The sequence below is a fragment of the Micromonospora palomenae genome, from assembly GCF_007829925.1.
GTDB classification, from domain to species: domain Bacteria; phylum Actinomycetota; class Actinomycetes; order Mycobacteriales; family Micromonosporaceae; genus Micromonospora; species Micromonospora purpureochromogenes.
The window spans coordinates 1,578,476-1,591,094 of the sequence record NZ_VIXA01000002.1 but is presented as its reverse complement, the minus strand read 5'-3'; the positions used below and the strand labels follow the sequence as shown (position 1 = coordinate 1,591,094).

11 protein-coding genes are annotated in these 12,619 nt (G+C 72.6%); 2 read left to right on the top strand and 9 right to left on the bottom strand.

The window, feature by feature from the left end:
• Window positions 1–4: 4 nt before the first annotated feature.
• From FHX75_RS18505 to FHX75_RS18495, 3 genes are all read right to left on the bottom strand, one after another.
• Complete coding sequence (locus FHX75_RS18505; protein WP_154941392.1) at window positions 5–727, bottom strand: hypothetical protein; 723 nt, start codon at window positions 725–727, stop codon at window positions 5–7.
• A 106-nt stretch (window positions 728–833) separates the two neighbouring features.
• Window positions 834–1,397 carry a peptide deformylase gene (locus tag FHX75_RS18500; protein WP_154941391.1) on the bottom strand — a complete coding sequence of 188 codons (564 nt, stop codon included), beginning with the start codon at window positions 1,395–1,397 and terminating at the stop codon, window positions 834–836.
• Window positions 1,394–1,906, bottom strand: a complete 513-nt coding sequence (locus FHX75_RS18495) for a glycine cleavage system transcriptional repressor (protein WP_154941390.1) — start codon at window positions 1,904–1,906, stop codon at window positions 1,394–1,396. Before FHX75_RS18495 ends, FHX75_RS18500 begins: the two co-directional genes overlap by 4 nt.
• A gap of 96 nt (window positions 1,907–2,002) precedes the next feature.
• Between FHX75_RS18495 and FHX75_RS18490 the strand changes: the two genes are divergently transcribed.
• Window positions 2,003–2,908 (top strand): HhH-GPD family protein, encoded by a 906-nt coding sequence (locus FHX75_RS18490; RefSeq protein ID WP_154941389.1) that lies wholly within the window; start codon window positions 2,003–2,005, stop codon window positions 2,906–2,908.
• 313 nt (window positions 2,909–3,221) lie between these two features.
• Here the strand turns inward: FHX75_RS18490 and FHX75_RS18485 are convergent, their stop codons facing one another.
• The 3 genes from FHX75_RS18485 to lysS all read right to left on the bottom strand — a co-directional run bounded on the left by FHX75_RS18485 (window position 3,222) and on the right by lysS (window position 8,245).
• Window positions 3,222–5,753 carry an ATP-dependent Clp protease ATP-binding subunit gene (locus tag FHX75_RS18485; RefSeq protein ID WP_154941388.1) on the bottom strand — a complete coding sequence of 844 codons (2,532 nt, stop codon included), beginning with the start codon at window positions 5,751–5,753 and terminating at the stop codon, window positions 3,222–3,224.
• Window positions 5,754–6,278: 525 nt separating this feature from the next.
• Complete coding sequence (locus FHX75_RS18480; RefSeq protein ID WP_170285401.1) at window positions 6,279–6,629, bottom strand: histone-like nucleoid-structuring protein Lsr2; 351 nt, start codon at window positions 6,627–6,629, stop codon at window positions 6,279–6,281.
• A 107-nt stretch (window positions 6,630–6,736) separates the two neighbouring features.
• Window positions 6,737–8,245 (bottom strand): lysine--tRNA ligase, encoded by a 1,509-nt coding sequence (gene lysS, locus FHX75_RS18475; RefSeq protein ID WP_154941386.1) that lies wholly within the window; start codon window positions 8,243–8,245, stop codon window positions 6,737–6,739.
• Window positions 8,246–8,335: 90 nt separating this feature from the next.
• On the opposite strand from lysS, the gene FHX75_RS18470 reads away from it, so the two are divergent.
• Window positions 8,336–9,076: a class I SAM-dependent methyltransferase gene (locus FHX75_RS18470; protein WP_154941385.1), complete on the top strand. Its 741-nt coding sequence runs from the start codon at window positions 8,336–8,338 to the stop codon at window positions 9,074–9,076.
• Window positions 9,077–9,109: 33 nt separating this feature from the next.
• Here the strand turns inward: FHX75_RS18470 and FHX75_RS18465 are convergent, their stop codons facing one another.
• The 3 genes from FHX75_RS18465 to FHX75_RS18455 form a co-directional block, all read right to left on the bottom strand.
• Window positions 9,110–9,868: a type III pantothenate kinase gene (locus tag FHX75_RS18465; RefSeq protein WP_154941384.1), complete on the bottom strand. Its 759-nt coding sequence runs from the start codon at window positions 9,866–9,868 to the stop codon at window positions 9,110–9,112.
• Window positions 9,869–9,960: 92 nt separating this feature from the next.
• Window positions 9,961–10,857 carry a carboxylating nicotinate-nucleotide diphosphorylase gene (gene nadC, locus FHX75_RS18460; protein WP_154941383.1) on the bottom strand — a complete coding sequence of 299 codons (897 nt, stop codon included), beginning with the start codon at window positions 10,855–10,857 and terminating at the stop codon, window positions 9,961–9,963.
• A gap of 22 nt (window positions 10,858–10,879) precedes the next feature.
• Complete coding sequence (locus tag FHX75_RS18455; RefSeq protein ID WP_154941382.1) at window positions 10,880–12,574, bottom strand: L-aspartate oxidase; 1,695 nt, start codon at window positions 12,572–12,574, stop codon at window positions 10,880–10,882.
• Between the last annotated feature and the right edge of the window lie 45 nt (window positions 12,575–12,619).

Sequence of the window (12,619 nt, the reverse complement as noted above, 5' to 3'; positions counted from 1 at the left end):
CCGGTCAGCCGGTGATGACCAGCTTCACGGGCTCGCTGAGCTTGGTGCCGACCCGGGCGAAGACCTGGTACGTCCCGGCCGGCGGGGTCGGCCCGGCGGCCACCCCGCCGGCGCACCGGCTGACGTCCTTGCCGTTCCAGGTCAGCTGGTAGGAGCGCTCGAAGCCCGGGGTGAACGACTGCACGTCCGAGCCCTTGCCGGTGCCGCAGGTGTCCGACGACCAGACCTTCTCCGCGCCCCGCTTGACGTAGAGCTCCTGGAGGTCGGCCCCGACGTCCCGGCTGCAGGTCCGCTGGGCGGTGTTCTTGACCCGCAGCGTCAGGTCGACCAGGGCGCCCCGGCGCACCTCGGACGGGAGCGCCTGCGACGTCACGCTGAGCTCGGCGTCCGTGCAGGTGCCGTCGTCGACCACGGTCGGCCCGGCGGGCACGACGGGCGGCGCGGCCGGCGGCGCGGTGGTCGTACCCGGATCCCCGGCCGGCCCGCCCCCGGAGTCCGGCGCTTCCGGCGTGGCCGACGGCGCGGCGGACTCGGACGCCGAACCGGTCGGTGCCGGATCGACGGCCGGCGACGTCGGAGTGGACCTGGCCTGCGGTGTCGTGGCGGTGTCCCCCGACTGGTTGCAGGAATAGAGCAGGACAATCAGGAAGAGAAGCCCCGCTCCGAGCACGACGGCGCGACGCCGCCAGTACACGGCGGATGGCAGGGGACCGACCGTCAGACGCATGATGCCCCCACCGTAGCGGCGCACCGCGCTCCGGCCCGTCGCGACGCGCCGGAAACCGCCCCGATCACCCCTCCACCCTCCACTCACGACAGCCGGCGGCCGCCGGTCACAGGTAGACCTTGCGCTGGTAGACGGCGTGCGCGCCGGCGACCCGATCGAGGAAGAGCAGCCCCGAGCAGTGGTCGATCTCGTGTTGCAGCGCGCGCGCCTCGAAGCCGTCGGTGACCAGCCGCACCGGCTTCCCGGTACCGGGCAGGTCGCCCTCCACCACCAGCCGGCTGGCCCGCTTCACGTCCCCGGTCAGGTCCGGCACCGACATGCAACCCTCCCGCCCCGGCTTCCACCGGGTCGCCTCGACCACCCGCGCGTTGCAGAGCACGAAGGTGCCGTGCACGGTGACCGCCTTCGGGTGACCCGTCACGTCCACGGCGAACACCTGCGCGCCCACGCCCACCTGTGGGGCGGCCAGTCCCACGCAGCCCGGCGAGACCCGCATGGTGGCGACCAGGTCGGCGGCCAGCTGGACGGTCTCCACCGCGGTGGGGTCGACCGCGCCACCGGGCCGGCTCAGCACCGGGTGCGGGGCGGCGACCACCTGACGTACCTCGCCGGGCACGGCCAGCGTCTCCGGAGTCCAGTCGCCGAGGCCGGCGTACTCCTCCTCGCTCACAGCAGGTCCGGGTCGGCCGGCCGCAGGGACACCTCGACGCCCAGCTCGGCGGCGGCGGCCGCGAGGCGTCCGGCCAGCTCGTCCGCGCTGCCCGGCGGCAGGTCCACCTCGGCCACCACCACGTAGAGCGAACCGGCGAGCCGGGTGCTGAGGTCGGTCACGTTGCCGCCGGCGTCGGCGAGCACCCGGGTCATCGCCGCCACGATGCCCATCCGGTCCGCGCCGTGCACCGCCATCACGTACGGCTCCCCGGCCCGCGCCGCCACCCCGTCGGGCGTGACCGCGCGTACCGTGGCCAGCAGCTGGCCGTCGGCGGCGAGCGGGGCCAGGGCGGCCTCCACCTCGGCGGCGGCCGGGCCGACGCAGATCAGGGTCATCGCGAAGTGACCGCGCAGCCGGGTCATGGTGGAGTCGGTGAGGTTCGCGCCGAGCCGGGCGAGCACCTCGGCGACGTCGGCCACGATGCCCGGCCGGTCCCGGCCGATGACGGTGATCGCGAGCTCGTTCATCCGGGCATTCTGCACGATCCGCGCCGGCGGGCCGCGTCGCCCCGCCCGGGTCGCCCATCCAGCGGGACCGTCCCGCGTGACATCATCGGCGACGCGATGACTGAACCGACTTTCGCCACCCTGGTCAGCCGGTGGTACGAGGAGAACGCCCGCGACCTGCCCTGGCGCGAGCCCGGGGTCGGCGCCTGGGCGATCCTGGTCAGCGAGGTGATGCTCCAGCAGACCCCGGTGGTCCGGGTGCTGCCCGCCTGGCGGGCCTGGCTCGACCGCTGGCCCGACCCGGCCGCGCTGGCCGCCGACACGCCGGCCGAGGCGATCCGGATGTGGGGCCGGCTCGGCTACCCCCGTCGGGCGGTACGACTGCGCGACTGCGCGGTGGCGATCGTGGAACGGCACGGCGGCGCGGTGCCCGACAAGCTGGACCAGCTGCTGGCCCTGCCCGGCGTCGGCACGTACACGGCGCGGGCGGTGGCCGCCTTCGCGTACGGGCAGCGGCACCCGGTAGTTGACACCAACGTCCGGCGGGTGGTGTCCCGGGCGGTGGCCGGCGAGCCCGACGCCGGACCGGCCACCCGACCGGCCGACCTGGTCGCCTGCGAGGAGCTGCTGCCGCGCGAACCGGCCGCCGCCGCGCTGGCCAGTGCGGCGTTCATGGAACTCGGCGCGGTGGTGTGCACCGCCCGCTCGCCGCGCTGCCCGGCCTGCCCGGTCGAGTCGGTCTGCGCGTGGCGGGCCTCCGGCCAGGAGGCGCCCGCCGGCCCGACCCGACGCCCCCAGCGGTACGCCGGCACCGACCGGCAGGTGCGCGGGCTGCTGCTCGGAGTGCTCCGGGAGGCCACCGGCCCGGTCCCGCACCAGCGCCTCGACCAGGTGTGGAGCGACGACGTACAGCGAGCGCGGGCGCTGGCCGGGCTGGTCACCGACGGACTGGTGGAACCGGTCGGCGAGGCCGCCTTCCGCCTGGTCGGCGACGGCCCCGCCACCCCACTCCCCCTCCCCTGACCGGACCTGGGTGCCGGGCCCGGGCCGGGTGCCCGACCCCCCGTTTGCGGCGTGTCGGCGTGTCGGGTGCCGAGGACACCCCGACACGCCGCAAGTCGTGACGATCGGTCCCCCGGGCCGCCCCCGCCCGCGCCGCCTGGCACGGCCTCGACCCCGTTCGCGGCGCGTCGGGATGTCGGGTGCCGAGGACAGCCCGACACGCCGCAGAGCGGGGTCGGGCACGCGGCCGGGCACGCAGGGTTCGGGCATGGCAAAAGGCGGCGGCCCCGGATGGCTCTCGCCGTCCGGGGCCGCCGCCCTCGTGCTGTCGTCCTTACTCGTCCGCCCCCGCGGTGGCCGCGCCACCGAGGTCGGCCGGAACGGCGTCCGGCACCTCGGCCGGCCGGTCCGAGCCGCGGAAGACCAGCTTGGACTTGTCGATGTTCTCCGGGTCGCCCTCGCAGTCCACCACCACGATCTGACCCGGGGTCAGCTCGTTGAAGAGGATCCGCTCCGAGAGGTTGTCCTCGATGTCGCGCTGGATCGTGCGACGCAGCGGACGGGCGCCCAGCACCGGGTCGAAGCCCTTCTTCGCCAGGTACTTCTTGGCGTTGTCGGTCAGCTCCAGACCCATGTCCTTGTTGCGCAGCTGCGTCTCGATCCGGGCGATCATGATGTCCACGATCGAGAGGATCTCGCTCTGGCGCAGCTGGTGGAAGACGATGGTGTCGTCGATCCGGTTCAGGAACTCAGGCCGGAAGTGCTGCTTGAGCTCGTCGTTGACCTTCTGCTTCATCCGGTCGTAGTTCGACTCGGAGTCCTCAGAGGCCTGGAAGCCCAGCGACACCGCCTTGGCGACGTCACGGGTACCGAGGTTGGTGGTCAGGATGATGACCGTGTTCTTGAAGTCCACGATCCGACCCTGACCGTCGGTGAGCCGACCGTCCTCCAGGATCTGGAGCAGCGTGTTGAACACGTCCGGGTGGGCCTTCTCGATCTCGTCGAAGAGGACCACCGAGAACGGCCGACGCCGCACCTTCTCGGTCAGCTGACCACCCTCGTCGTACCCGACGTAGCCGGGAGGGGCACCCACCAGCCGGGAGACCGTGTAGCGGTCGTGGAACTCGGACATGTCCAGCTGGATGAGGGCGTCCTCGCTGCCGAACAGGAACTCGGCCAGCGCCTTGGAGAGCTCGGTCTTACCCACGCCGGACGGGCCGGCGAAGATGAACGAACCGGACGGACGCTTCGGGTCCTTCAGGCCGGCCCGGGTACGCCGGATCGCCTTCGAGACCGCCTTGACCGCGTCCTCCTGGCCGATGACGCGCTTGTGCAGCTCGTCCTCCATGCGCAGCAGGCGCGAGGTCTCCTCCTCGGTCAGCTTGTAGACCGGGATACCGGTCCAGTTGCCGAGCACCTCGGCGATCTGCTCGTCGTCCACCTCGCTGACGACGTCCAGGTCACCGGCCTTCCACTCCTTCTCCCGCTGCGCCTTCTGACCGAGGAGCTGCTTCTCCTTGTCACGCAGCTGGGCGGCGCGCTCGAAGTCCTGCGCGTCGATCGCGGACTCCTTGTCGCGGCGCACCTGGGCGATGCGCTCGTCGAAGTCGCGCAGGTCTGGCGGCGCGGTCATCCGACGGATCCGCATCCGGGCACCGGCCTCGTCGATCAGGTCGATCGCCTTGTCCGGCAGGAAGCGGTCCGAGATGTACCTATCGGCCAGGGTCGCGGCGGCCACCAGGGCGGCGTCGGTGATGCTCACCCGGTGGTGCGCCTCGTACCGGTCGCGCAGCCCCTTGAGGATCTCGATGGTGTGGGCCAGCGACGGCTCACCCACCTGGATCGGCTGGAAGCGGCGCTCGAGAGCGGCATCCTTCTCCAGGTGCTTGCGGTACTCGTCGAGAGTGGTCGCGCCGATGGTCTGCAGCTCGCCACGGGCCAGCATCGGCTTGAGGATGCTCGCCGCGTCGATCGCGCCCTCGGCGGCACCCGCACCCACCAGGGTGTGGATCTCGTCGATGAACAGGATGATGTCGCCGCGGGTGCGGATCTCCTTGAGCACCTTCTTGAGGCGCTCCTCGAAGTCACCGCGGTAGCGGGAACCGGCGACCAGGGCGCCGAGGTCCAGCGTGTAGAGCTGCTTGTCCTTGAGCGTCTCGGGCACCTCGCCCTTGATGATCTTCTGGGACAGCCCCTCCACCACGGCGGTCTTGCCGACGCCGGGCTCACCGATCAGGACCGGGTTGTTCTTGGTACGGCGGGAGAGCACCTGCATGACCCGCTCGATTTCCTTCTCGCGCCCGATCACCGGGTCGAGCTTGCCCTCGCGGGCGGCCTGGGTCAGGTTGCGGCCGAACTGGTCCAGCACGAGGCTGGTCGACGGCGCGGCCTCACCCGGCGCGGCGCCCGCCGCGGCCGGCTCCTTGCCCTGGTAGCCAGAGAGCAGCTGGATCACCTGCTGGCGGACCCGGTTGAGGTCCGCGCCGAGCTTGACCAGCACCTGGGCGGCGACGCCCTCACCCTCGCGGATCAGACCGAGCAGGATGTGCTCCGTGCCGATGTAGTTGTGGCCGAGCTGCAGCGCCTCGCGCAGCGACAGCTCCAGCACCTTCTTGGCCCGCGGCGTGAACGGGATGTGCCCGCTCGGCGCCTGCTGGCCCTGGCCGATGATCTCCTCGACCTGCTGGCGGACGCCCTCGAGGGAGATGCCGAGGCTCTCCAGGGCCTTTGCCGCGACGCCTTCACCCTCGTGGATGAGGCCCAGCAGGATGTGTTCCGTACCGATGTAGTTGTGGTTGAGCATCCGGGCCTCTTCTTGGGCCAGGACGACAACCCGTCGCGCTCGGTCGGTGAACCGCTCGAACATGCCCTCGTGCTCCTCACGTGCCGTGCGCCTTGATGTTCAAGATCTTGGCGGGGCCGGTGCGCGGACGTCCGGGACGGGCGTCCGTGCCTCCTTACTCTATCGCCGCCGACCGACTCCGCTGAGGTCGTGTGTCCCCGCGATGAGCCGTTCTGACGTCGTTTTGACCAACCATCCGCGCTCAGGAGGTGTTCCGGGACCCCGACCTGTACGCGCAGAGCGAAATTCGCCCCGGGTGCGGAAAGCTCCCCGGCGGACCGGTGGCTCGTCCACAGGTTGTGGACAGATCTTCCACCGCCTGTGGACAACGCCGCCCCCGGCGGGAATCTTCCCGCCGGCCCCGGCGCCGCCGCCCGGCGCCGCACGAGCAACTCCGGACCGCCGAGCCCCGTTCGTCACAGCGAGCACACTGACCCCACGGCAGTCACAGCGAGCACACCGGCCCCACCGCACCAAGGGCCGGGAAAACGGCGACGCCGGCCCGGAGTGGTGCTCCGGCCCGGCGTCGTGTCGCCCCTGGCGCTGGCGTCAGTGACCCGCCTTGGAGTGGTACTCGTCGACGATCTCCTGCGGGATGCGACCCCGGTCGGAGATCTCCTTGCCGGCCTTCTTGGCCCAGGCCCGGATCGCCTTGTTCTGCTCGCGGTCGGCCGTGGCGCCGCCCCGGCCCCGCGCCGCCCGGCCACCCACGACCACGCCGCCCCGACCGACCCGGGTGCCCGCCGCCACGTACGGCGCGAATACGTCGCGCAATTTCTCGGCGTTGGAGTTCGACAGGTCGATCTCGTACTGAACGCCGTCGAGGGCGAACTTGACGGTCTCGTCCGCGTCCCCGCCGTCCAGGTCATCGACCAGCTTGTGAATGATCTGCTTGGCCACGTCCCACATTCCTTTCGAGCAGGGTGCTCCTGCAATAGGAGCACAATAACCCGCGTGGCGCTCGACGCGTCAATAGGATGCGGTAACGAGCCGGAGAAGCTTCCGACTCACTCCGGGCGGACCAACGGGAAGAGGATGGTCTCCCGAATTCCGAGACCGGTCAGCGCCATCAGAAGCCGGTCGATTCCCATTCCCATACCGCCGGCCGGCGGCATTCCGTACTCCATCGCGCGCAGAAAGTCCTCGTCCAGCCGCATGGCCTCGTCGTCGCCGCGGGCGGCCAACTGCGCCTGGGCGACCAGCCGCTCCCGCTGCACCACCGGGTCCACCAGCTCGGAGTACGCGGTGCCCAGCTCGAAGCCGAGGACGTAGAGGTCCCACTTCTCGGCCAGCCCCGGCTCGCTGCGGTGCGCCCGGGTCAGCGGGCTGGTCTCCTCCGGGTAGTCGCGCACGAAGGTGGGGGCCTGCAGGCCCGGCACGACCAGCTCCTCGAACAGTTCCTCGGCCAGCTTGCCCGGGCCCCACTTCGGGTCCACGGCGAGCCCCACCTTGTCGGCGTAGTCGACCAGGCGGGACCGTTCGGTGCGAACCGTGACCTCCTCGCCGAGCGCCTCGGAAAGCACGCCGAACAGCGTCACCGAGCGCCACTCGCCACCCAGGTCGAACTCGCGGCCGTCGGCGTGGGTCACCACGGTCGAGCCGCTGACCGCGATCGCCGCCTGCTGCACCAGATTGCGGGTCAGCTCGGCCATCGTGTCGTAGTCGCCGTACGCCTGGTAGGTCTCCAGCATCGCGAACTCCGGCGAGTGCGAAGAGTCGACGCCCTCATTACGGAAGTTGCGGTTGATCTCGAAGACCCGGTCGACGCCGCCGACCACGGCCCGCTTGAGAAACAGTTCCGGCGCGATTCGCAGATACAGATCGGTGCTCAACGCATTGCTGTGGGTCACGAATGGGCGGGCCGCCGCCCCGCCGTGCAGCAACTGCAGCATCGGGGTCTCGACCTCGATGAATCCCTGCCCGTGCAGCGAATCGCGCAGGCTGCGCACCGCCGCCGCCCGGGTACGCACCATCTGCCGCGCCTGCGGGCGGACGACCAGGTCGACGTAGCGCTGGCGGACCCGGGCCTCCTCGCTCAGCGGCTTGTGCGCCACCGGCAGCGGGCGCAGCGCCTTGGCGGTGACCGCCCACTCCTGGGCCAGCACGGACAGCTCGCCCCGGCGGCTGGTGATCACCTCACCGGTCACCCCGACGTGGTCGCCGAGGTCGACCAGGCGCTTCCAGTCCTCCAGCCGCTCGGCGCCCACCCGGTCCAGGGAGAACATGGCCTGGAGCTCGGTGCCGTCGCCGTCGCGCAGCGTCGCGAAGCAGAGCTTGCCGGTGTTCCGTACGAAGATCACCCGGCCGGTGACCGAGACCTGGTCGCCGGTCGCGGTGTCGGTGGGCAGCTCGGCGTACTTCGCGCGGACCTCGGCCAGCGTGCTGGTCCGGGGGAAACCGACCGGGTACGGCTCGATGCCCTCGGCGAGCATCCGGTCCCGCTTCTCCCGGCGGACCTTCATCTGCTCGGGAAGGTCGTCGGCGGGATCCACTGGCACGGCGTTCTGCTCGGTCACGGCACTGTCCTCAGAAAGGAGATATCGGCGGGGTCAGCCCCCGAGCGTACTCAAGCGCCCAGGTCGCCGTTACGGGATAACCTGCCGCCCATGACCGACCCCACTCCCGCGCTGTCCTTCGGGGCGGCCGCCACCGACTACGACCGGTTCCGGCCCCGCTATCCGCAGGCCGCCGTCCGCTGGGCCCTGGCGAGCGTCGAGGCGCCGGCCCGGGTGGTCGACCTCGGCGCCGGCACCGGCATCCTCAGCCGCGCGATCCTCGACCTGGGCCACGAGGTGCTGCCGGTGGAGCCCGATCCGGGGATGCGGGCCCAGTTGGCCGCCGCCACGCCGGGCAGCACCGCCCTGGCCGGCAGCGCCGAGGCGGTGCCGCTGCCGGACGGGACGGCCGACGCGGTCCTGGTGGGGCAGGCCTACCACTGGTTCGACAAGGAGCGGGCGCACACCGAGATCGCCCGGGTGCTCCGGGCCGGCGGGACGTTCGCCCCGATCTGGAACACCCGGGACGGGAGCGTCGGCTGGGTGGCCGAGCTGGACCGGATCGCCGAGACCCACGACGACGCCGGCGACCTGACCGAGAAGATCACCGATTTCGGCCCGGCCTTCGGCCCGGTCGAGCTGGGCGAGTTCGCCCACCGGGCCACGCTGACCCCGGACGAGGTGGTCGGCATGCTGCGTACCCGCTCGCACTGGCTGACCGCCACGCCGCGGCAACGGCAGCGGGTCGACTCGGAGCTGCGGGAGCTGTTCGCCACCCACCCCGACCTGGCCGGGCGGGAGACGGTCGAGCTGCCGTACCGGACGCTCGTCTTCCGGGCCCGGCGGCGCTGAGCCCCGGGCGGCGCCTGACCCCGGCGGCCGGGGTCAGGTGTTGCGCTCGTAGACCATCCGCAGGCCGATCAGGGTGATCATCGGCTCGTGGTGGGTGATGGTGCGGCACTCGCCGATCACCACCGAGGCCAGCCCGCCGGTGGCGATCACCGCCTTCACCTCGCCCAGCTCCTCGGTCATCCGCTCGACGATCCGGTCGACCTGCCCGGCGAAGCCGAAGTAGAGGCCGGACTGGAGGCATTCGACGGTGTTCTTGCCGATCACCGACCGGGGCTTGGTCGCCTCCACCTTGCGCAGCTGGGCGGCCCGGGCGGCCAGGGCGTCGAACGAGATCTCGATGCCCGGGGCGAAGGCGCCGCCGAGGAACTCCCCCCGGCCGCTGATCACGTCGAAGTTCGTGGTGGTGCCGAAGTCGACCACGATCGACGGACCGCCGTAGAGGGTGTACGCGGCGAGGGTGTTGACCACCCGGTCCGAGCCGACCTCCTTGGGGTTGTCGATCGCGAGCTGGACGCCGGTGCGCACCCCCGGCTCGACGATCACGCTGGGCAGGTCGGCGTAGTAGCGGGCCAGCATGGACCGCAGCGAGCGCAGCGCCGCCGGAACCGTGGAGCAGGCCGCCACCCCGGTGATCTCCACCGCGTCACCGGCGAGCAGCCCGCGGAACATCAGACCCAGCTCGTCCGCCGTGGACCGGGCGTCGGTCTTGATCCGCCAGGAGTGCACCAGCTTGTCGCCGTCGAAGGTCGCCAGCACGGTGTTGGTGTTTCCGATGTCGATGCAGAGCAGCACACGCGCAGCCTAGACGCCGCCCGGCGGGTCGAACCCGCCGAGCCGCCGGCCGGCCGGCCCGGCCCGCCGCGCCGGACCCACCGCGCCCGGGCTCACCGCGTCCGCAGGTCCAGCGCGATGTCCAGGATCGGCGAGGAGTGGGTCAGCGCGCCCACCGACAGGAAGTCCACACCGGTGGCCGCGTACTCGGCCGCCACCGCGAGGGTGAGCCCGCCGGTCGCCTCCAGCTCCGCCCGGTCGCCCACCCGGGCGACCACCTCCCGCAGCGTCTCCGGGGTCATGTTGTCCAGCAGCAGGAAGTCCGCGCCGGCCTCGACCGCCTCCACCGCCTCGGCGACGGTGTCGACCTCCACCTGCACCGGCACGTCGGGGAACGCCTCCCGCACCCGGCGGAAGGCGGGCGCGATACCGCCCGCGGCGAACTTGTGGTTGTCCTTGATCATGGCGACGTCGTGCAGACCCATCCGCTTGTTCGTGCCGCCGCCGGCACGCACCGCGTACTTCTCCAGGGCGCGCAGGCCCGGGGTGGTCTTGCGGGTGTCCAGCACCATCGCCTTCGTACCGGCCAGGGCGTCGGCCCAGGCCCGGGTGTGGGTGGCCACCCCGGACATCCGGCTGAGCAGGTTGAGCGCCGTGCGCTCGGCGGTGAGCAGCAGCCGGGTCGGGCCGGTCACCGTGGCCAGCACGTCGCCGCGCGCCACCCGCTGCCCGTCCCGGGCCACCAGCGACACCTCGACGGTACGGCCCGCGCCGGTCACCTCGCCGACCAGCTCGAAGGCTGCGGCGGCCACGGCCAGCCCGGCCACCACCCCGTCGGCGCGGGCGACCACGTCGGCGGTGTCGGTCTGCGTGTCGGGGATGGTGGCCACGCTGGTCACGTCGAGGAACTCCGGCCCCAGGTCCTCGGCGAGCGCCCCCACGACGACCGCCCGCACCTGCGCCGGGTCCAGGCCACCGGCCCGCAACGCCTGCTGCGTCGACTCCCTCACGCGGCCACCTCACTCCTCGCGCTCATGCCAACTCCTCCCACCGGGACGTCAACCGACCCTGCGCACCGACCGCACCGAGCAGATGGCCCCGCCACCGCTCGTCGGCGGCCGGGAAGTCCTCCCGCCAGTGGCACCCCCGGGTCTCCTGCCGGGCGTACGCGGCGGCGACCAGGGTCGACGCCACGGTGAGCAGGTTCGTCGCCTCCCAGTCGGCGGTACGCGGAGTGCCCCGGCCCAGGCCCAGCTCGCCCAGAACGGCGGCGGTCCCGGTCAGCGTGGCGGCCGACCGCAGCACCCCGGCACCCCGGGTCATCGCCCGCTGGAGCGCCGACGTGCCCTCGGCCGGCACCACCCAGCCCTCGCCGCCCACCCACGCGCCCGTCTCCGCCGGCCGGGCCTGCTCGGGCAGCCCGGCGGCGATGTCCTCGGCGATCCGGCGGGAGAAGACCAGCCCTTCCAGCAGCGAGTTGCTGGCCAGCCGGTTGGCGCCGTGCACGCCGGTGCAGGCGACCTCGCCGCAGGCGTACAGGCCGGGGATGGAGGTGCGGCCGTGCAGGTCGGTACGGACGCCGCCGGAGGCGTAGTGGGCGGCCGGGGCTACCGGGATCAGGTCGGTGGCCGGGTCCACGCCGATGGCCAGGCAGGAGGCGACGATGGTGGGGAACCGCCCGGCCAGGAAGTCGCCGCCCAGGTGCCGGGCGTCCAGCCAGACGTGGTCCGCGCCGGTGGCCAGCAGCACCCGGTGGATGCCCTTGGCCACCACGTCCCGGGGGGCCAGTTCGGCCAGCTCGTGCTGGCCGACCATGAACCGCTTGCCGTCACCGTCGACCAGGTGGGCGCCCTCACCGCGCAGCGCCTCGGAGACCAACGGCTGCTGGGCGAGGCCGGCACCGGGCACCCGGGCCGCCTGCGGCACGATCAGCGCGGTCGGGTGGAACTGGACGAACTCCACGTCGGTGACCGCCGCGCCGGCCCGCATGGCCAGGGCCACCCCGTCGCCGGTGGAGACGGCCGGGTTGGTGGTCGCCGCGAAGACCTGTCCCATCCCGCCGGTGGCCAGCACCACCGCCCGGGCCAGCAGCGCGCCGACGCCGTCCTCGCTGCCCTCGCCGAGCACGTGCAGGGTGATGCCGCAGGCCGGGCCGAGGCCGTCCGGGCCGTCGCCGGGGGCGCGCAGCAGGTCCAGCACCAGGGCGTGCTCGACCAGACGGATCCACGGGTCGCGGCGGACCGCCGCGTGCAGCGCGCGCTGCACCTCGGCGCCGGTGGCGTCGCCGCCGGCGTGCACGATCCGGTCCGCCCGGTGCCCGCCCTCCCGGGTGAGCATCAGCGACCCGTCCGGGTTGCGGTCGAACTCCGCGCCGATGCGCATCAGCTCGCGGAGCCGGGTCGGCCCCTCCTCCACCAGCACCCGCACGGCCGCCGGGTCGCAGAGCCCGACGCCGGCGATCTCGGTGTCGTGGGCGTGCGCGCCCGGGGTGTCCGTCGGGTCGAGCACCGCCGCGATGCCGCCCTGCGCCCACCGGGTGGAGCCCTCGTCGATGTTGACCTTGGTGACCACCGTGACGTGCAGCCCGGCCTCGCGCAGGTGCAGCGCGGCGGTGAGCCCGGCGACCCCGGAACCGACCACGATCACGTCGGTGGTCTCCACCCAGCCGGGCGCGGGCGCGGCCAGCAGTCTGGGCAGGGCCGGCAGCTCGACGGTCGGAAGGTCCATGAGCACAGTCAACCCGAACGCCCCTCATCCCGGGCGGCGGGGGCA